We start from the raw sequence: 17,396 nt of genomic DNA on the forward strand, positions 1-17,396 counted from the left end.
GAGCAGGCGATGGAGCAGGTCTCCGCGCTCATCCACCAGATGGCAACGGAGTTGGACGCCGCTGACGAGAAGGCCGCTCAGCGCAAGAAGCGTTGGCGGAGAATCGCCCTCGTCGTGGGTCCTCTCCTTCTGAGCCTCGCCCTTTTCGCCGCGTGGTGGGCCTGGCGCTCTTCCGGTGACTCGACTGGCCCCGCTGCATCCGAGAAAGGAATCCCGTTTATGTCCACCCTCAGCAACTCCCAGCCCGTCAGGGCCGTCGCCGCTTGGCTGTGCGTCACCTTCAGCGTGGGCTGCCCGGCAGCCCAGGTGCGCCCCCTGCCGGAAGATTGCCCCCAGAAGGCTGTCCGGAGCATGGAGAAGATGGACCTCTTCGAGGGTGATGGCTATCACGTCATCATCGACATCAACCAGCCGGGCAAGGGAACCGACAGAGGCACCTACGGCCCAGGACCCATCGTCAGCAAGGTGGTGAAGTACGAGTGGACTGGCCCTCTCCCGGATGGCACCCTCCTCTACGGGCAACTCTGGACTGAGGGCCTCACGAAAGAGGGGCCGGAGGCGGTCCTGGGCCGCTACACCGAGGCCCTCCTGCCGGATGGCCGCCGCATCCCCATCTGCTTCGTGCTGGGGGACCAGACGGGGCTCACCCGAAAACTCGAAGGCTCCAAGCCCGGTGCGGCTCGCCTGCCACGGGAGTGGATTGCCCTGGCCGTCACGATGTGGCCGTGACCAGCCGGGAGATCAAGCTCAGCATCCCCCCGCACTTCGGGCACTCCATCAACTCGAAGGGATCCTGATCCACGCCGAGGCAAGCGATTTGGACATTGCTCGCCGCGAGCCCGGGGAGTCTCGCGCGGTGGACGGTGGCTCCAGCGATGAGGATGGCCTGGGCAGGCTCCCGCGCAGGCGTCCGCTTCGGGGAGGACGAACACGTCGGTTTCGACTCGGCACCGAGGCTGGTACAAGCCCCCTCGTGTCGTCCCGCCTCTCTGACTATGACTTCGAGCTGCCCGAAGCCCAGATCGCCCAGCAGCCCCTGGGCGCTCGGGATGCCTCGCGCTTGATGACCGTGAGCCGCTCCTCCGGCGCCTGGGCGCACCGGCGCTTCTCGGACCTGCCCGAGCTGCTGCGCCCAGGGGATGTGCTCGTCCTCAATGATGCGCGCGTCATCCCCGCCCGGTTGCTCGGCGCCAAGGCGGGCACCGGCGGCCGCGTGGAGCTGCTCGTTGTCCGCCCCGCCGCCAGCACGCTCACCTCCGCCGCGCTCGCCCAGGCCCCCGAGGCCAGTGATTGGATCTGCCTCGGACAGGCCTCCAAGGGCCTCAAGCCCGGGGCCCGCGTGGACTTCCCCAGCGGCCTGTCCGCCGAGGTGCTCGAGGCGCTCGGAGGAGGGGAGTACCGCGTGCGCTTCCATGCCCCGCCCGGCGCCTCCTTCCAGGAGCTGCTCGCCCAGGCCGGCCGGCTGCCGCTGCCCCCTTACATTACCCGCGAGCCGGACGCCGCCGACGCCGAGCGCTACCAGACCGTCTATGCCCGCTCCTCCGGCTCCGTGGCGGCCCCCACCGCGGGCCTGCACTTCACCGAGGCCACCTTCGCCGCCCTGGAGGCCCGGGGCGTCAAGCGCGTCACGGTGACGCTCGATGTGGGGCCGGGCACCTTCCTCCCCGTGCGCGAGGAGGAGCTCGACAAGCACAAGATGCACCCCGAGCGTTACGGCGTCCCCGAGGAGACCGCCGCCGCGGTGAACGCCGCCAAGGCCGAGGGCCGCCGGATCGTCGCCGTGGGCACCACCGTGGTGCGCACGCTCGAGTCCGCCACGGACCCGCGGACGGGCCGGCTGCGCGCGGGTATGAGCGACACGGTGCTCTTCATCCGCCCGGGCTTCCCCTTCCGGCAGGTGGATCTGCTGCTCACCAACTTCCACCTGCCCAGGTCCACGCTGGTCATGCTGGTGAGCGCCCTGCTGGGCCGCGAGCGCACGCTCGAGGCGTATCGCGAGGCCGTCCGCGCGGGGTATCGGTTCTTCTCGTATGGCGATGCCATGCTGGTGACGGAGTGAGTAATGGGCGAGCCGAAGGGTAAGGGAGACACACGCGTCGCGCCGAGCCTGGTGCGCTTCGAGCTGCTCCACGAGGACTCAGGCACCCAGGCCCGGCGAGGCCGGGTGCACACGCCCCACGGGCCCATTGAGACGCCCATCTTCATGCCCGTGGGCACCGTGGGCAGCGTCAAGGGCGTGGGGCCGGATGATCTGCTCACCCTGGATGCGCAGATCATCCTCGGCAACACGTACCACCTCATGCTGCGGCCCGGCGAGGCGCTCGTGGGCGAGCTGGGCGGCCTGCACCGCTTCATCTCCTGGGACCGGCCCATGCTCACCGACAGCGGCGGCTTCCAGGTCTTCAGCCTCTCCGAGAAGCGGAAGATCACCGAGGAGGGCGCCGCCTTCCAGTCCCACCTGGACGGCTCGCGCCACCTGCTCACCCCCGAGCGCTCCATCGAGATCCAGGAGACGCTCGGCGCCGACATCATCATGGCGTTCGATGAGTGCCCGCCCGCCCAGTCCGAGCGCTCGTACATGGAGCAGTCCCTGGCGCGCACCACGCGCTGGCTCCAGCGCTGCGCCAAGGCCTGGAGCCGCGAGCGCTCCTCCCTCTTCGGCATCGTCCAGGGCGGGCTCCATGAGGATCTGCGCAAGGCCCACGCCGAGCAGGTGTGCGCCGTGGAGCTGCCCGGGTACGCGCTCGGCGGCTACTCGGTGGGAGAGACTCCCGAGGCCATGCACGCGGGCGTCGCGTACTCCGCGCCCCTGCTGCCCCGTGACAAGCCGCGCTACCTGATGGGCGTGGGCACTCCGGTGGACCTGGTCACCTGCGTGGAGGCCGGCGTGGACATGTTCGACTGCGTCCTGCCCACCCGCTGTGCTCGCAACGGCCTGCTCTTCACCTCGGAGGGCAAGCTCGTCATCCGCAATGCCGTGTATGCCAAGGACCCACGTCCCGTGGACCCGGCGTGCTCCTGCTACACCTGCCGGACGTTCAGCCGGGCGTACCTGCGCCACCTCTTCGTGGCCCAGGAGATCCTCGCCATGCGGCTCAACACCCTGCACAACCTGCACTACTTCCTGGGGCTCATGGCCCAGGTGCGCCGCGCCATCGCCGAGGACCGGTACGCCGCCTTCGCTCGCGAGTTCCGCGCCCGGGCGGCGGCTCAGGAGGCCGAGCGCACCCGCGCCCGCTGAACACAGGGGGCGGCCAGGGTGTTGGGAAGGGGTAAGAGCCGTTTGCGTTCACTTGCTCACGAAGGAGGGGGCTGCTAAGAGGCGCACCCTTCTGGGTGGACCTTTGCCCACACGCGGGCCGGGGCCGCACCCGAACCTTTCCAAGCGAAGAGGCCGTACGTGGCAGACAGCTTCCTGATTCTGGCGCAGGCCCCGGGTGGTGGCGCGAGCCCCCTGGTCAATATGGGCTTCATCGCCCTGCTGGTGGCCATCATGTACTTCGTGATGATCCGCCCCCAGCAGAAGCAGGCGAAGACCCACCGGGAGCTGATCTCGGGGCTGAAGAAGGGCGACGAGGTGGTCACCCAGGGGGGAATCCTCGGGAAGATCCACCTGGTCTCCGAGCAGACGGTGACGATCGAGGTGGCCAACGGGGTGCGCATCCGCGTGCTCAAGCGCTCCGTCTACGCCAAGGGCTCGGTCGCAGATGACGCTCCGGCCTCGGCCAAGCCCGAGGACAAGGACAAGGACAAGAAGGAGGAGAAGTAATGGACCGCGGCTGGTGGTGGAAGTTCGGGATGATCGTCGCGGTGACGCTGGCGACGGTGTGGCTGCTCATTCCCACCTATGTCTCCCTGGTGATGATGAAGCCGGAGGAGCGCAACAACATCGCCCTGGTGCAGGAGCGGCTGCCCGTGTGGGCGCCCCCGGCCCGGTACCGGCTCAACCTGGGCCTGGACCTGCAGGGCGGCATCCACATGGTGATGCGGGTGGACACCAAGACGGCGCTCCAGAAGCGCACCGAGCGCCGTGGCCTGCAGATTGCCCGCTGGGTGGCCGACAAGAAGCTGGGCGAGGTGACGGTGGACACGGATCCCGAGCGGCTCCAGCTCACGCTCACCGCCAAGGAGCCGAGCACCATGGACGCCATCGAGAAGGAGGTGCTCAACACCTTCAACGACTTCACCAAGGTGAACCGCGATGGCCCCAAGCTGACGCTGACGCCGGATGAGAGCCAGGTCACCCGCTTCGAGCAGGAGTCGGTGGATCAGGCCATGCTCGTCATCCGCAACCGCATCGACAAGTGGGGCGTGGCCGAGCTGGACGTGCGCAAGCTGGGCACGGACTCCATCCAGATCTCTCTGCCGGGCCGCTCCAACCCGGAGCAGGCCAAGGAGCTGGTGGGCACCACCGCGCAGCTCGAGTTCCGCATGGTGGATGACTCCAACCCGGGCTTCTTCCGGGAGCTGTTCACCAAGAACCCGCCCCCGGCCGACGCCGGCATCACCCTCACGGAGGAGGACGGCTTCCCGCAGCTGAAGGGCTCCAACCGCGTGGCGCTGCTGGACTACGTGAAGGGCAAGACGCCCGAGGGCCGCGAGGTGCTGCTGGAGTGCGTGGCCAACCCGGTGAAGAAGAACGAGTGCTCGGCCTACCGCACCTACCTGGTCAACCGCGAGGTGCCGCTCACGGGCGAGAGCCTGGAGAGCGCCAGCGCCAACATCAGCCAGATCAACGAGCCCGAGGTGAACATCACCTTCGACGCGGCCGGGGCGCGCGAGTTCGAGCGCCTCACCGAGGCCAGCGTGGGCAAGCGCATGGCCATTGTCCTGGATGACTACGTGCACTCGGCGCCGCGCATCAACGAGAAGATCGGCGGCGGCAGCGCGCGCATCACCATGGGCCGCGCGGGCAGCAAGTCCTTCGACGAGTGGCTGGGCGAGGCGCAGACGCTGGCGCTGGTGCTCAAGGCCGGCGCGCTGCCGGCCCCGGTGACGGTGGGCGAGATTCGCCAGGTGGGCGCCTCGCTGGGCGAGGAACTCATCAAGAAGGGCGCCATGGCGGCGGTGGTGGGCCTGGCGCTCGTCATCTTCTTCATGGCCATGTACTACCGGAAGACGGGCCTGATCGCCGACGTGGCGCTGCTGCTCAACGGCCTGCTCATCCTGGCCGGGCTGGCGCTGTTCAACGCCACGCTGACGCTGCCGGGCATCGCCGGCTTCGTGCTGACGCTGGGCATCGCCGTGGACGCCAACGTGCTCATCAACGAGCGCATCCGTGAGGAGCTGGATCACGGGAAGACGGCGCGGCAGGCGGTGGACCAGGGGTACGATCGCGCGTTCTGGACCATCTTCGACGCGCACGTCACCACGCTGATCGCCGGCTTCATCCTCTTCGCCACGGGCACCGGGCCGATCCGCGGCTTCGCGACGACGCTCATCGTCGGCCTGCTGGCCTCGCTGTTCACGTCCATCGTGGTGACGCGCGTCATCACCACCTACTTCGTCCACGGCCGCAACGCCCAGACGGTGTCGGTCTGAGAAGGGGGACGCCATGAGACTCCTCAAGCACAAGACGAACATCGACTTCATCGGCAAGCGGAAGATCGCCATCTTCGCTTCCACGATCATCAACCTGGCCATCCTGGTGGGCATCGCCACGGTGGGCTTCAACTTCGGCGTGGACTTCGCCGGCGGTACGGTGGTGGAGCTGAAGTTCGACCACTCCATCAACGCCGGCGAGGTGCGCAAGCGCGCCGAGGCGGGCGGCCTGCAGGACGTGTCCGTGCAGGGCATTGGCGGCGCGGAAGACAACACCTTCCTGCTGCGCATGGGCGGCGTCACCCAGCTCAACGAGGAGGGCGCCGAGAAGGCCAAGGCCGCCATCAACGGCCTGGGCAACGTGAAGAACGTCTACGCGGACATGGCCAACGGCATCATCAACTTCCGCTCGGCCACCCAGCTCGCCCCCGCCGCCATCAAGAAGACGGTGGAGGACACGGGCACCGGCGTGCAGGAGGTGCGCGATCTGGGCGCGGCGCAGGGCGGCGGGTTCGACTACCAGGTGGTCGCCAGCGGCATGGCCGACAAGGTGAAGGCCGCGCTGGCCAAGGGCGTGTCCGCGCCGGACTTCCAGGAGCGCCGCGTGGACTACGTGGGCCCGCAGGTCGGCAAGCAGCTGCGCAACAAGGGCATCGCCGCCCTGCTGTACGCCATGGTGGCCATCCTCGTGTACGTGGCGTTCCGGTTCGACTTCAAGTTCGGCCCGGGCGCGCTGCTCGCCATGCTCCACGACGTGGTGATGGTGGCCGGCTTCTATCTGGTCAGCCGCCGCGAGTTCAACCTCACCGCCATCGCCGCGCTGCTCACCATCATCGGCTACTCGGTCAACGACACCATCGTGATCTACGACCGAATCCGCGAGGACATGGGCAAGTACAAGGGCAAGCCGCTGCCCGAGGTCATCAACATCGCCGTCAATGACACGCTGGCCCGCACGCTGCTCACCTCGTTCGTCACCGCGCTGTCGCTGATCGGCCTGCTCGTCTTCGGCGTGGGCGAGATCTGGGACTTCGCCATGGCGATGCTCGTGGGCATCATCGTGGGCACCTACTCGTCCGTGTACATCGCCAGCCCGCTCACCATCTGGCTGGATGAGCGCGCCGCGGCTCGTGAGGGCCGCAGCAAGGGCGGCATGAAGGCGAAGACGGCCTGAGCTGATCCTTCGCTTCGCAGCAGTCCTCCAGGCCCTCCTCCCCCGTGGGAGCGAGGGCCTTCACTTTCTCAGGGCCTGCACTGTTCATGAGTGAAGCCCCTGGCTGTCAGGGAGGGCCCGCCCTCCGTTAGGATGGCACGGCGATGACCCAGGCTCCGACCCACGTCACCGACTGCCCGCTCGATCGTACCCGCCCGCCCGACTCCTCCACGCGCAGCCTGGGGCCCGTCGTCGCCATTGATCTGGGCACGACGAACTGCCGCGTCGCCGCCATGCAGGGCAGCAACCCGGTGTGCATCCCCTCCGAGCGCATGGAGGGGGCTCCGGCCGTGGTGGCGCTCGGGCCCGGAGGGCGAATCCTCACCGGCCACCCGGCTCGGGGGCAGCAGGCCGCCAACCCCGCCCTGGCGGTGTGGGGAATCAAAGGGCTGATGTCCGCGCCGTATGGGGACCGTAAAGTGAAGTGGCTGTACGATCAGCTCCGCTGCAAGGTGGTGCGGGGCGAGGATGGGCTGCCCGCGGTGGTGCTGGGAGACCGGACCTTCGCGGCGCGCGAGCTGGCGGCGCTGATCCTGATCGAGGCGCGGGAGCGGGCGCAGAACTTCCTGCGCCAGCCGGTGCACCGCGCGGTGCTCACGCTGCCGCCCACGCGCAAGGAGGAGCCGCTGTCCAAGGCCATGTCCGAGGCGGCCGCGCTGGCGGGGCTGCACCTGGAGCGCCTCATCTCCGAGCCCACCGCCGTGGCGCTGGGCGCCTTTGGCCGGCACAAGGGCAAGCCGGAGCGCACCGCCATGGTGTGCGACTGGGGCGGCGGCAGCTTCCGGGCCTCGCTGGTGCGGTACGCGCCCAGGCAGTGCCAGGTGCTCGGCACCGAGGGCAACGTGGCCCTGTGCGGCGCCGAGCTCGACAAGCGCCTGCTGGACATGTTGATGCGCAAGCTCCCCACGGGCTCGAGGATCGCGGGGGATGCGAACAACCCCGCCGCGCTCTACCGGGTGGCCGGGGCCGCCGAGCACGCGAAGATCCAGCTCTCCACGCAGGAGGAGGCGCGCATCCGCGTGCCCTTCGCCGTCAACGCGGGCGGACAGCTCGGGGACTTCGATGTGGCGCTCACCCGGCGGGAGCTGGAGGAGCTGGCCCGGCCGCTGATCGACTCGGCGCTGAAGATGTGCGAGCAGGTGCTGGAGCAGAAGACGATGTTCCCGGGAGACGTGGACGAGGTGCTCCTGGTGGGCGAGCAGTGCCGGATGCCCCTGTTCCAGCAGCGCGCCCAGGAGTTCTTCGTCGGAGTCCCGATCTACCTGGACGAGCCGGGGCCTTCCGTGGTGCTGAGCGCCGCGCGGCTGAGCTCGACCACCAGTACGCCGCCTCCGTCCGGCACGGCCACGCCCGCTCCCGTGCGGCGCTGAGCCCGGGATTGGTACCGCGATTCGTTTCTCGGAATCAAAGGGGACGAGTCGCCAGATACCATCGGCCATGCGTGAAGCGCTGTTCATTCGCTGCAAGCCAGCTGTACCCATTCCTCAAGGCTTGGGTTTGGCCGCTCTGAAGTCCGTCGGGTTCGAAGTGGCAGTCGATGCCATAGCGGATTGCCAGTTCGTCGCATGCAATCTGTTGAGAGATTCGATCCCCCACGTCGGCCGAGAGCGATTCTAGCAGTACAGCTGGGGAGAACGGTTTGCCCATACGCCAGCGAGGTGAGGAGTCAAACCGGGCCCGATGCTCTTTCCACCAGTTGCTCCAGTGTGTGGCTTGCTGGGAGAGCCGCCATACATAAATGGTTTCTTCCCTCGTGTCGTGCTCGTCTGAAAAGCTCTCTGCCTCGTCGAGCGTTTCTCGTTCTGCGATCTCCTCCCGAAGGCCAGCCCCCGTGAGGAGATGGAGCGCCCGCGCAGCCTCCTCCGCATGCGCGGTGCCGGTGAGCTGCGCGATAAGTACGGGTACAGCGGAGGGTGCCCCTAACACTCCCAACGCGAGTATTCCATCCTTGCGCCCCTCTCCATTCTCCACCAAGGAGACGAGCCGTCCGAGTGCGTTGTGGCCCCCTCCAACCCCCACCAGCGGGCAAGCCCAGGCGGGAAATCTCCTGGGAGCCAGGAGGGAGGATGCGACCTCGGGGTCACCTAGGCGCAGCAACGCATAGGCAGCCGAGACCTTGACCGCTGGGGCCTGTGAGTCGAGAGCGCACCGCAGCAATTCCACTGCCCCAGGTGTTTCAACCCGTCCCAGGTAGCTCGCGGCCGTGGCGACACACACTCTCTCGTCGCTGCGTAGCATCTGCTCCGTCCAGGACTGCACCCAGTCTGCCTTGCGGCGCCCATGGCCGAGGGCGGCTACCAAAAGAGCGATTGCTTGGGGATGGGTCTCGGCAGGCAGATGGGCCGGCTGAGGAAACGTACTGGAAGGAACCTGATGGCAGAGCCCCTCCCGCACGGCTGTTAATTGCTCCTTGTTCCCGACATCCACTTGGCGCAGCAACTCCGCAAGCCGATCGCTTTGTCCCAGCCGTGCAAGGAGGCGGGCCGCGACATACCAGTCTCCGGGATCACCCTCCGGGATCCGCCGGGCACAGAGCGCTGCGGTGGCATCAAACCCCAGAAACGCGGCGTCCAAGAAAGCATCCATGCGCCGCTCGAGCCGGCCGAGCTCGCGGCGCGCGAGGCGGCCTTCTGCTCGGAGGGACGCACGTTGCTGATAGAGAAACGAAGCCTCTTCAAGGCACTCCGAATGGAGCCCTTCCACGAAGTCCTGTCGGCTCAATTCCATGATTCGGCTACTCGATCTCGACTGCCGCGACGGGGGCGACCGTGTGGTGGAGTCGGTGCGCCAGATTGATGACGCCATGCAAGGCGGCCAGATGGCTGTTGAAGACCTCAAACGAAACGCCCAGTGTCAATGCATCCACTTGCGATGGCGGCGATGGGACAGCCGCGATCAGACGGCCTGCGTCGTCATCGTCCTGATAGCCGCCCAGCGCGAGGAGGAGCGCCCAGGCATCCAACCCCTTCATGCCGGCCTCCTCAGCCCGCGCTCCCAAAGGCTCCAGAAAGACAATCTGCGCGGTCACGGGAGCTCGCTCAATCGCGGAGGGTGCGACCTTCACTGGGAAAGGCAGGGAGCTTGAGCGCCCAGGGTACGTGAGCGTGGTTGCGTCGAGCAACGAGGGGTCAGCGGGGGCGAGCGTCTGGATCCGCCCGCGGTCTGGGGCCAGAGAGCGCACCAGGTTGCGAAGGACGAGGAATGCGCTGGGGGCCACTCCCTTGAGTTGGAGGCGCCACTGTCTCAACCTCTGGCCCTCGTCGAGCATGGCCGAGAGTTGGTGCCCCTCACAGCGCCAGGGTTGGCTGGAAGCAGCGGACAACAGTCCATGACCGAGCGCCCTGAGGAAGAGTTCCACGACGTCGCCCCGCGGAAGCTCTTCGGCAGCCAGAATGGTGTGAGGGGCTCCGGGGTCGGGCAAAGCCTCGGCAGCGGCAGCATTGTCCCAGAAGCCCGTCTGGATCCGGAGCACCGAGGTGCCTTGGAGTTCGATGAGGACTTCCTGATCCGGACTGCCGGACACGAGCATCTGGAGGGTAGGCGAAGCGAGCATGGAGATTCCGTCTTGAGGAATTGAATCAGGGAGAGGCTCTCTCAAGTGACTCCAACCACTCCTGGACCCATTCCTGATCCACACCGAGTGGTGCCTGGCTCAGGACATCGACCCGGGCGGGCCGGATGGCCCTGGCCACGTGCTGGTACTCGGGTAGGAGATCCCCGGTCGCCGGATCGCCGACCCTGGGCGCGGAGGCAGCCTGGATCATCAGCGCGCCCCCGCCGAGCGCATGCACGAGGGCGCTGCTCCCCACAAGGGACGCCTCCAGACGCTCCCGGCCGCCGGTCTGCTCCACGCAGTTGGACGACAGCAGGGTGAGCCAATTCGCCCGCCGCACCTTGTGCAGGATCCGCTCGGGCGGTTGGTAGATGAGGAGCCGGAACAAGCCGCTGGTCATGTCGAAGTCCAGGCCGGGGTGCTGCAGACATAACCGGCGCAACCCTTCCGCCACCGTCGTATAGGCCGAGGAAGAAGCGCCACCGTGATAGCTCAGCCCGTAGCCGCACTGGCCGGAGATGAAGAGCCCCTCTCTCACCAACCGGAGCCCTCCTACCCACGCGCGCAGCTCGTTGAAGTCCTTTGCCAGTGGATGGTCCAAGGGAATTCCCACCCGAAGCTGCGCGGAGGTCATGATGTTCACACGACCATGCTTGGCGAAGGTGGGTTTGAGCACTGTTTCCCAGTGCTTTTTCGCTACCGAGGCAGTAGGGCTGGCATGAGGCTCCAGACTGATGAAAAACATCAACTCGGCGGCTGATGCCCCCCGAGGGCTCCCAGAGAAGTCCACATAGAGGCCCGCGAAAGGTTTATTCATTTTGCCCTTCCAGGAGGGCACGATGCTCTGGCCTCGCGCATCCAATTTCCTGGGTTTCCCGCTACCGGTGTCATAGTGGGTGAGCCGGTTTCCGAGCACCGCAGTGGCTTGCTGGTGGAAGTCGAGGAGGCCTTCCTCGTCCACGCTCTCCAGATAGAGCGTCAAGGAAACACACGGGGCGAGCAGCGTCACCCCTTCCTCTTGGGCTTCGAACTTCGACCAATCCAGGGACGGCATCTCGAACCTCCATCGTGGGTCGATAGGGCGGACGAACCCGTGCACGCCCCTCATCGGACATGATTATCAGAAGGCGGGCACGAGTGGCTCGAATACGGGCAACCTGGGAGCGGGAATGGTCACCCCCCCTGGACTGACTCCAGGGGCCAGGGGAGAGGGTAGAAGGTAGGGATTTAGGTTGGTCGCGGGACTGCGGACGGGAACGGGGACGCTCTGCGGCCGCAGTTCCTTCTTTTTCTTGCGCTCATCGCAATTGCACTTCTTGGGGTTGAGCGAGGGCTCGCCGAGGTTGCCATGGCCTCGCTCTTGGTTGATCTGTTCATAATCTTTTCGTTGTGTGGTGCCGCTGAACCTGTTCTGGGCCTTGCCCCAGTCATCCCCCGAGAACTTGTTGTCAAGGACGATGTACTTTCCGTTAGGCTGTTTGAGGGTGATGTCTGGATAACGGACCTGGCCCATGGAGTAGCCGAACTTGCTCTTGATATATCCGTAGATGTGGAACCACTTTTGGGAGACATACCCCTCAATGGGGTGCCATGGGGTGCCTGCCCCCGCGTCTCTCACCCAAGGAGTCTGGTGGGAGATGTCCAGCCATTGCCTGCCCGTAGCCTCCTTTTGCAATGCATTGTAGGCATCGACTGCTTCCGCGAAGCATGTATCTCGCGCGCTCGGCATGCTCTTGCTCTCCTTGTCGGGTTAAGCCAGGGCGCTGGGATCGTACTCAGACCTCTTGAACAGGTCCCCGCCCTTGTTCCCGTTCTCGTTGCACCAGCAGAAGATGAGGCAGAGGGTCTCGACCTTGTCCGAACCAATCGCCTGTGCGAGAGGCTGGAGCTCCGGTCCGAAGGTATTAGGCGCGTTGCCGTTCATGGTCATGCTGTCGCTGAGCCGGGCCACGTTCTCCCCTTCCACCTTCACGTCCATGCTGTAGAGGGCGAACTTGGCCTTGCCCTGGATGATGCCCGAGGCCACCCCGCCGAGGCTCCCAGCTTCATCCCCCGTGCTCTTCGAGAACGCCGAGCTCTTGAGCGCGATGGGTTCACCGTCCGCCGTCACCGTGCTGCTGCCATCCACCAGATCCTGCGCCTCGGCGATGTTGGGATAGGGCATCGGGGTGGGCCCGGCCGGGGTCGGGGTGTTGCAGAAGTCGGGCGCGGCGGCGGTGCTGGTGCCACCAGTGCCTTTGTGGACAAGGGTGATGTGATTGACGACCACGGTGGTGCTCATGAGGGAGCCTTCCGAGTGAGCCTGCGGAGGAGACAGGCGGCGCGCCAGGGTTGGACATCCGAGGCAGCCCAGACCAACGCTGTTTTCAGCTCGTTGTCCTCCTGCTCGGCCAGAGCTTGCGCCGCCAGCCCGAGCAAGAGGGGTGAGGTGGCCGCGCCGACGTCACCCCAACAGTCCGCGGGGTGGTGCAGATTGAGCGGCTCGCCGTGATGCTTGCCTGTGCGGAGATAGGCGAGCGCCCACTCATCCGAGCGCCACGATTCCCCATTGAGATCGCAGTAGGTGACATCCGCGCGCAGCGCGGGGCCATTCGTGCCGTGGAGGACTTGCCAGAACGCCTCGGTCAGCCCTTGGCCCTGGGTGGCCATCCCTTGAAACCAGAGCCTGGGCTCCAGTGTGTTGCTCACACGGAGGATCTCCGCCACGGGTGTCCAGTGGGCGCGGGCGGCGAACTCTTTCGTACACAGCAGCAGGAAGCCCGCGCCCTCACCGGGGATGAAGCCGTGGGGTTGCCCCTTTCGCTTGAGCCGGCCGCACGCATCCAGCCAGTGGAGGTAGTCGCTACTTCTAGGGGAATCAACGCCTCCGACGAGACAGGCCGGGGTCCGAGAGTTCTGCAGCAGAAGCAGCGCCTGGGCGACAGCGGAGAGCCCCCCTGAGTGCCCGGTCGCGAGCAGCTTGGACTGGGTGGCATCCACCGCGCCGCCGAGCCGGCGAAGGAGGGCTCGGGCGAGCTTGCTCTGGCTCTGGCCCTCGAACCCAGGGCGCGGCGGAGGAACGGAGAGCAGGAGCGGAATCGCGGGTGGGTGGTGCGAGGATTCTGCCCACCGATGCCAGGGCTCCAGCGCCTCCTGGGCTGCCTCTGTCGCGAGCGTTTCCATGCGGTCGGCGAGCGGCGTCTTGCCGAGGACTTGCAGCAGCCCGAGGGCCACAGGATTCCCATGCGTGTTGTCGCGGATGTCCAAGTCGCTCGCCACGCGAGTGAGCCCGCAGCGAACCGAGGCTCGCGTCATCTGGGCGTCAAGGCCAATGGACGTCACGGCACCGAACGCCGCGATCACCACGTTGGACGCCTCGACTGGCGGGGCTGCGCTCATGAGAGGACCCGCTTCAGCCGAATGAGCGACTGGCGCACACGGCGCGCGTCCCGCCCACAGTTGAGGCTCGCGCGCCAGACGAGGAGAACCTTGCACTCGTCGGGTTCGATGATGACGCGGTCGAGTTGGACCTCCTGTCGATACCTCTCCCGTCCCACCTCCGCTTCGACCACGGGGTAGACCTTGGGCAGTCGGAACCGCGTCACTCCGCTAGGGGTCAGGTTTTGGAGCTCGACGTGTTCGCCCATAGGGAGCGGCGTTTCGCTGACGAGCTCCGGAGGGGCTGAACGGTGATGGCGGAGATCATGATCCTCGGGCCATAGGGGCATGCGCCGCTCGCGCCAGCGCTGGTCGCATGTGCCCGCGTACTCGCTCCTGGGGACCCACCAAGCGGCAATCGCTCCGAAGCCCGCTGGTGGTGGCCTGTCACTCCACGACGAGATGAGATGTTCTGGGTGCTCGAGGTTGGGGAGCGGTAGTCCATTCTCTGGCACTCGAAGCGTGAATCCCCGGCCTGCTGGATTGCGCGGTTCGAAGTGTGTCGGCTCATTGCTCGCATATCCACCGTAGGCGCGCTCGTAAGTGAGGGGCAGGGTGGTGAAGGGGGTAGGGGGCGTCGCACGCGGACGGAGCAGGCCCCGATCCCAGTGACGATCTCCAAAGACACGGAGCGTCTTGTGCAGGCTGCCTACCCTCAGGCTGACATCCAGCACTCGGACCGGCTCACCGCCAGGGGCGTGGGCCGAGCCATTGAGGATAACGCCGGTCCCGGGATGGCTGAACACCATCTCGCATTCGCGGACCAGGCTCGTGTGGGCGGGGTCCCCCCGGTATTGGGGTACCCGGCACACAGGTTCCTGCTCGGCTGCGACAGAGAGCGAACCTTCCGGGCTCAGCTTGTAGGTCGCCTTCAGGAGGACAGTCCAAATCTGATTGGCATCCTTATCAAGGAGGATGCCTCGCTCCGCCGCGAAGGCGGTCTCGTTGCGAAGTTGAAGCATGGCTCAGGGCTAGTTGATTCTGACCGTGGCGCCTTTGACCTTGTTGGTTCTGCGCGCACGGGAGACGATCTCCTCTCCTTTGATGATGACTTTGCCGTCTCGTCGCAGGGTGATGCTGGCCTCACCACAGCGCAGCGTGAGTTCCTCCCGGGCGGTGAGCGCGATTCGTTCACGCCCTACCTGCAGCTCGAGGGCTCCCACTGACATGTCGCCAGGCGCTTCGAGCCGATCCCGCACCATTCCCATAAGGATGGGAGGGGTACGCCCGTCATCCGCGAGGAGCAGGAGTACCGGGGTACCAGCAACCGCGGCTTCCAGGATTTCAGCGCGGCGCACCGTTGTGCTCAGCCGGGCGGGACAGGGCACTCCCTTGTGTAGGGCAACCAGGACTCTGCCTTGGGCGTCGATCGAGGCGATTCGCCCAACGGTGATGCGCCCGTTCTCCGGCCTGTCCGCAGGTTCGAACCGGGGAGTGTCAGAGGGAACGGATTCGCGGCTGCCTTGGGAGCCTCCCAGGAGTGGCGATTGGAGATCGAGAGCATGTCGCATGGAATCCCTCGCAGACAGAACTTGCGAGACGCGCGGAGTCTTGCCCGTGCGTCGTGGTGGCTGTTGTGCCAACGCAAGGTATTCGAGAGAGGGGCGAGGGGCTGTACCACCGAAGGAGAGCAAGGGTAAGCGTTCACGGGTCAGGCGGCTGCGAGTGTGAACTGAGGTGACATGCCGGGCAGCAGCGAGGGGGCGAACAGGCCGAACCAGAGCGTCGGCGTGAGCGCCAGCCCGGAGTAGGGCTCGGACAGCGTGGAGACCCACGCGAGGAGCGCGAGGGCCACGACGTAGATGGCGGGACAGACTGCGCGCATGCCGGTCAGGTGGGGGGGGAGGAATTTCACGGAGGCCCCTTGCGAAGCGGATCCCAGACGTACTCGTTCGTGGGAGTCAGCTTCATGTTCGTGAATCCATGCCGCTGGACGAACTCGGCGAACCGCTCGGAGACGACCATGTCACCCTGCAGGCCTCGGGGGCGGAACACGTCCTCTCCCTCCCAGGTGCTTGGCTCGAGAGTAAAGCCATGGATGGCTTCTACTCCGGTATTGCGGCATTCAGGGCAGGTCACGGGTTTATTGCGGCGCAAGCGACTGCGGGCCTCATCTACAGCCCCGCGGCCGAAACGGGCAGTGACGACGAAATAAGAGGGCGGTGTGTCGAACTTGGGGCCTTTGCGCCTCCTCCGGATACGGACCACCTCCATGGGATGAAAGCCAAGCAGCCCCACGAGCCCCTCCGCCTGGAAGGCCTCCTTCATGCGTTCGGAGATGAGGACCTCGTTGCCAGGGCCTCCCACGAAGTCGCCCAACTCCCGCCCATGCAGTTCCAACTCGGCCCGGTACGGTGGCAGCCAGGTCAGCATGCCGATGGTCTTCCCGCACTTCGGGCATGGGGGAGGATCGCCTCGATTCGTGGGTTCGACCTTGCTGAATTTGGTGTCGTAGAGGCCCCACTCCTCGTCTTCGAGCAAGAAGAAGCGCGGGTCAGGTGGCAGGTCCGAAGCCATGGGGAAATCTCTCCAGCATTTCCTTGCGGTTGTAGATCTCGCGCAGGAACGCTTCGAACTCCTTCTGCGTTGCCTCATCGAAGCGCCTGAGCCACCGGATGACCTCCAGGTCCACAGCGCGGTGCCACTTCTGATAGCCGCAGTGGGATTCCTTGTCCTTCGCTTTGGCCACGTAGCGCTCATCCCTCGGCTCGTACAGCCCGTGGAGGGTCTTATGCTCCTCCAGGGCCTTGGCGATGGGGCGGGAGATGACGTGGTGGTCTTGCCCCTGGCAGTCGGGGGGCTCGGGCGCGGCGGCACCTGCGGCTTCGGCGGCGTCGGCGAACGCGGCGTCCTCTTTCGCCTGGGCCTCTTCCTGGCGCCTCGCCTCCGCGGCGTGGGTCGCTTGGTAGAGCGTCTTCACGCCATTGAGGACTTCGGCAATCCTCTCGGGGGTAACCATGCAGCGATTGGCCGCGGTCGCCGGATCCCTCAAGATGCAGCAAGTCTCCGTGTCCCAGCAGGAGATTTGAGCCAGGTACAGGGGCTGGCTCGCATCGGCCGGCTGGCTCGTCTCGGTCCGTGGGCTCGTGTCCGTCAGCCGGGTCGCGGTGGCGTGCGCCTCCGAGGAGCACCCCGCCGTGAGGCCGGGAAGCACGAGCAATAGGCAGAGAAGGAGTGCGCGCCCCACGTCTCTCATTCGATTCATGTTGGGATCGACGGCCAGGGCGCGTTCAGGAAGGCGAAGTTCGAGCGGGTCAAGTCCAGGCGCTCCCAGGGCAGCGACGAGGCGCAAAGTAGCATGGGGATTGAGGATTCTTCATGGACCGCCCCCCCTCCGGTGGGCCATGGCGCCAGGGGGGCCAGATCTGACCAGTCAGATCCTGGGGGGCCAGATCTGACCGGTCAGATCCAGGGGGGGGGCCAGATCTGACCGGTCAGATCCGGAGGCCTCCCGCGGCGATGGAGCACCCGGGTCCGCGCTCACACCGTCTCACCGCTGGGACGGAGGGAAACGTGTGTTGGCGGAGCACACCTTGGAAAGTCAACGGGTTGCACACGTGGGGCCGAGCGGACCCTTCGTACAAGCCTTTGGTTTTACAGCACATTTTGAACGGGTCTCACCGGTGAGACACTTTTCTCACACTTGGCACAGTTTTGGAGGGGGCCTGCCGC

18 protein-coding genes are annotated in these 17,396 nt (G+C 66.2%); 7 read left to right on the forward strand and 11 right to left on the reverse strand.

Annotated features, from left to right (window positions below):
* Window positions 1–219: 219 nt before the first annotated feature.
* The 7 genes from ACJ8AT_RS33555 (at window position 220) to ACJ8AT_RS33585 (ending at window position 8,124) form a co-directional block, all read left to right on the forward strand.
* A complete protein-coding gene (locus tag ACJ8AT_RS33555; protein ID WP_407742042.1) occupies window positions 220–729 on the forward strand; it encodes a hypothetical protein in 510 nt (169 codons plus the stop codon).
* A gap of 244 nt (window positions 730–973) precedes the next feature.
* The gene (queA, locus tag ACJ8AT_RS33560) at window positions 974–2,059 is read left to right on the forward strand and encodes a tRNA preQ1(34) S-adenosylmethionine ribosyltransferase-isomerase QueA (protein WP_407742043.1); all 1,086 of its coding nucleotides are present in this window, start codon (window positions 974–976) and stop codon (window positions 2,057–2,059) included.
* A gap of 3 nt (window positions 2,060–2,062) precedes the next feature.
* Window positions 2,063–3,241, forward strand: coding sequence for a tRNA guanosine(34) transglycosylase Tgt (gene tgt / locus ACJ8AT_RS33565; RefSeq protein WP_407742044.1), 1,179 nt, complete (start codon window positions 2,063–2,065; stop codon window positions 3,239–3,241).
* A gap of 159 nt (window positions 3,242–3,400) precedes the next feature.
* Window positions 3,401–3,769, forward strand: a complete 369-nt coding sequence (gene yajC / locus ACJ8AT_RS33570; RefSeq protein ID WP_407742045.1) for a preprotein translocase subunit YajC — start codon at window positions 3,401–3,403, stop codon at window positions 3,767–3,769.
* Window positions 3,769–5,541, forward strand: a complete 1,773-nt coding sequence (gene secD, locus ACJ8AT_RS33575) for a protein translocase subunit SecD (RefSeq protein ID WP_407742046.1) — start codon at window positions 3,769–3,771, stop codon at window positions 5,539–5,541. Before yajC ends, secD begins: the two co-directional genes overlap by 1 nt.
* A 13-nt stretch (window positions 5,542–5,554) precedes the next feature.
* Entirely contained in the window at window positions 5,555–6,715 is a 1,161-nt protein-coding gene (gene secF, locus ACJ8AT_RS33580; protein ID WP_407742047.1) for a protein translocase subunit SecF, read from the forward strand.
* Window positions 6,716–6,858: 143 nt separating this feature from the next.
* Window positions 6,859–8,124 carry an Hsp70 family protein gene (locus tag ACJ8AT_RS33585; protein WP_407742048.1) on the forward strand — a complete coding sequence of 422 codons (1,266 nt, stop codon included), beginning with the start codon at window positions 6,859–6,861 and terminating at the stop codon, window positions 8,122–8,124.
* A gap of 34 nt (window positions 8,125–8,158) precedes the next feature.
* Here ACJ8AT_RS33585 and ACJ8AT_RS33590 read toward each other — a convergent pair whose 3' ends face one another.
* From ACJ8AT_RS33590 to ACJ8AT_RS33640, 11 genes are all read right to left on the reverse strand, one after another.
* Window positions 8,159–9,481 carry a hypothetical protein gene (locus tag ACJ8AT_RS33590; protein ID WP_407742049.1) on the reverse strand — a complete coding sequence of 441 codons (1,323 nt, stop codon included), beginning with the start codon at window positions 9,479–9,481 and terminating at the stop codon, window positions 8,159–8,161.
* A gap of 7 nt (window positions 9,482–9,488) precedes the next feature.
* Window positions 9,489–10,283: a hypothetical protein gene (locus ACJ8AT_RS33595; protein ID WP_407742050.1), complete on the reverse strand. Its 795-nt coding sequence runs from the start codon at window positions 10,281–10,283 to the stop codon at window positions 9,489–9,491.
* 49 nt (window positions 10,284–10,332) lie between these two features.
* Window positions 10,333–11,361: a type VI immunity family protein gene (locus ACJ8AT_RS33600; protein WP_407742052.1), complete on the reverse strand. Its 1,029-nt coding sequence runs from the start codon at window positions 11,359–11,361 to the stop codon at window positions 10,333–10,335.
* A gap of 66 nt (window positions 11,362–11,427) precedes the next feature.
* A complete protein-coding gene (locus tag ACJ8AT_RS33605; protein ID WP_407742053.1) occupies window positions 11,428–12,036 on the reverse strand; it encodes a hypothetical protein in 609 nt (202 codons plus the stop codon).
* A gap of 21 nt (window positions 12,037–12,057) precedes the next feature.
* Window positions 12,058–12,588: a DUF4150 domain-containing protein gene (locus tag ACJ8AT_RS33610; protein ID WP_407742055.1), complete on the reverse strand. Its 531-nt coding sequence runs from the start codon at window positions 12,586–12,588 to the stop codon at window positions 12,058–12,060.
* A complete protein-coding gene (locus ACJ8AT_RS33615; protein WP_407742056.1) occupies window positions 12,585–13,685 on the reverse strand; it encodes a beta-ketoacyl synthase N-terminal-like domain-containing protein in 1,101 nt (366 codons plus the stop codon). Before ACJ8AT_RS33615 ends, ACJ8AT_RS33610 begins: the two co-directional genes overlap by 4 nt.
* The gene (locus ACJ8AT_RS33620; RefSeq protein ID WP_407742057.1) at window positions 13,682–14,686 is read right to left on the reverse strand and encodes a DUF2169 domain-containing protein; all 1,005 of its coding nucleotides are present in this window, start codon (window positions 14,684–14,686) and stop codon (window positions 13,682–13,684) included. Before ACJ8AT_RS33620 ends, ACJ8AT_RS33615 begins: the two co-directional genes overlap by 4 nt.
* Window positions 14,687–14,695: 9 nt before the next feature.
* Complete coding sequence (locus ACJ8AT_RS33625; RefSeq protein ID WP_407742058.1) at window positions 14,696–15,235, reverse strand: DUF6484 domain-containing protein; 540 nt, start codon at window positions 15,233–15,235, stop codon at window positions 14,696–14,698.
* A gap of 140 nt (window positions 15,236–15,375) precedes the next feature.
* Complete coding sequence (locus ACJ8AT_RS33630) at window positions 15,376–15,549, reverse strand: hypothetical protein (RefSeq protein WP_407742059.1); 174 nt, start codon at window positions 15,547–15,549, stop codon at window positions 15,376–15,378.
* A 26-nt stretch (window positions 15,550–15,575) separates the two neighbouring features.
* Window positions 15,576–16,241: an imm11 family protein gene (locus ACJ8AT_RS33635; protein WP_407742060.1), complete on the reverse strand. Its 666-nt coding sequence runs from the start codon at window positions 16,239–16,241 to the stop codon at window positions 15,576–15,578.
* Window positions 16,219–16,878, reverse strand: a complete 660-nt coding sequence (locus tag ACJ8AT_RS33640; RefSeq protein ID WP_407742062.1) for a Wall-associated protein precursor — start codon at window positions 16,876–16,878, stop codon at window positions 16,219–16,221. The genes ACJ8AT_RS33635 and ACJ8AT_RS33640 overlap by 23 nt, the downstream gene beginning before the upstream one ends.
* Window positions 16,879–17,396 lie beyond the last annotated feature (518 nt).

The sequence above is a fragment of the Hyalangium sp. genome (assembly GCF_045802625.1).
In the GTDB taxonomy this organism is placed as follows: Bacteria; Myxococcota; Myxococcia; order Myxococcales; family Myxococcaceae; genus Hyalangium.

Excerpts from the sequence above, each read along its gene's own strand:
- ACJ8AT_RS33600 (WP_407742052.1), bottom strand. The coding sequence starts at position 11,361 with ATGCCGTCCCTGGATTGGTCGAAGTTCGAAGCCCAAGAGGAAGGGGTG.
- ACJ8AT_RS33605 (WP_407742053.1), bottom strand. The coding sequence starts at position 12,036 with ATGCCGAGCGCGCGAGATACATGCTTCGCGGAAGCAGTCGATGCCTAC.
- tgt (WP_407742044.1), top strand. The coding sequence starts at position 2,063 with ATGGGCGAGCCGAAGGGTAAGGGAGACACACGCGTCGCGCCGAGCCTG.
- secD (WP_407742046.1), top strand. The coding sequence starts at position 3,769 with ATGGACCGCGGCTGGTGGTGGAAGTTCGGGATGATCGTCGCGGTGACG.
- ACJ8AT_RS33590 (WP_407742049.1), bottom strand. The coding sequence starts at position 9,481 with ATGGAATTGAGCCGACAGGACTTCGTGGAAGGGCTCCATTCGGAGTGC.
- ACJ8AT_RS33635 (WP_407742060.1), bottom strand. The coding sequence starts at position 16,241 with ATGGCTTCGGACCTGCCACCTGACCCGCGCTTCTTCTTGCTCGAAGAC.
- ACJ8AT_RS33625 (WP_407742058.1), bottom strand. The coding sequence starts at position 15,235 with ATGCGACATGCTCTCGATCTCCAATCGCCACTCCTGGGAGGCTCCCAA.
- ACJ8AT_RS33630 (WP_407742059.1), bottom strand. The coding sequence starts at position 15,549 with ATGCGCGCAGTCTGTCCCGCCATCTACGTCGTGGCCCTCGCGCTCCTC.
- ACJ8AT_RS33585 (WP_407742048.1), top strand. The coding sequence starts at position 6,859 with ATGACCCAGGCTCCGACCCACGTCACCGACTGCCCGCTCGATCGTACC.
- ACJ8AT_RS33610 (WP_407742055.1), bottom strand. The coding sequence starts at position 12,588 with ATGAGCACCACCGTGGTCGTCAATCACATCACCCTTGTCCACAAAGGC.
- ACJ8AT_RS33555 (WP_407742042.1), top strand. The coding sequence starts at position 220 with ATGTCCACCCTCAGCAACTCCCAGCCCGTCAGGGCCGTCGCCGCTTGG.
- ACJ8AT_RS33615 (WP_407742056.1), bottom strand. The coding sequence starts at position 13,685 with ATGAGCGCAGCCCCGCCAGTCGAGGCGTCCAACGTGGTGATCGCGGCG.
- ACJ8AT_RS33620 (WP_407742057.1), bottom strand. The coding sequence starts at position 14,686 with ATGCTTCAACTTCGCAACGAGACCGCCTTCGCGGCGGAGCGAGGCATC.
- secF (WP_407742047.1), top strand. The coding sequence starts at position 5,555 with ATGAGACTCCTCAAGCACAAGACGAACATCGACTTCATCGGCAAGCGG.
- ACJ8AT_RS33595 (WP_407742050.1), bottom strand. The coding sequence starts at position 10,283 with ATGCTCGTGTCCGGCAGTCCGGATCAGGAAGTCCTCATCGAACTCCAA.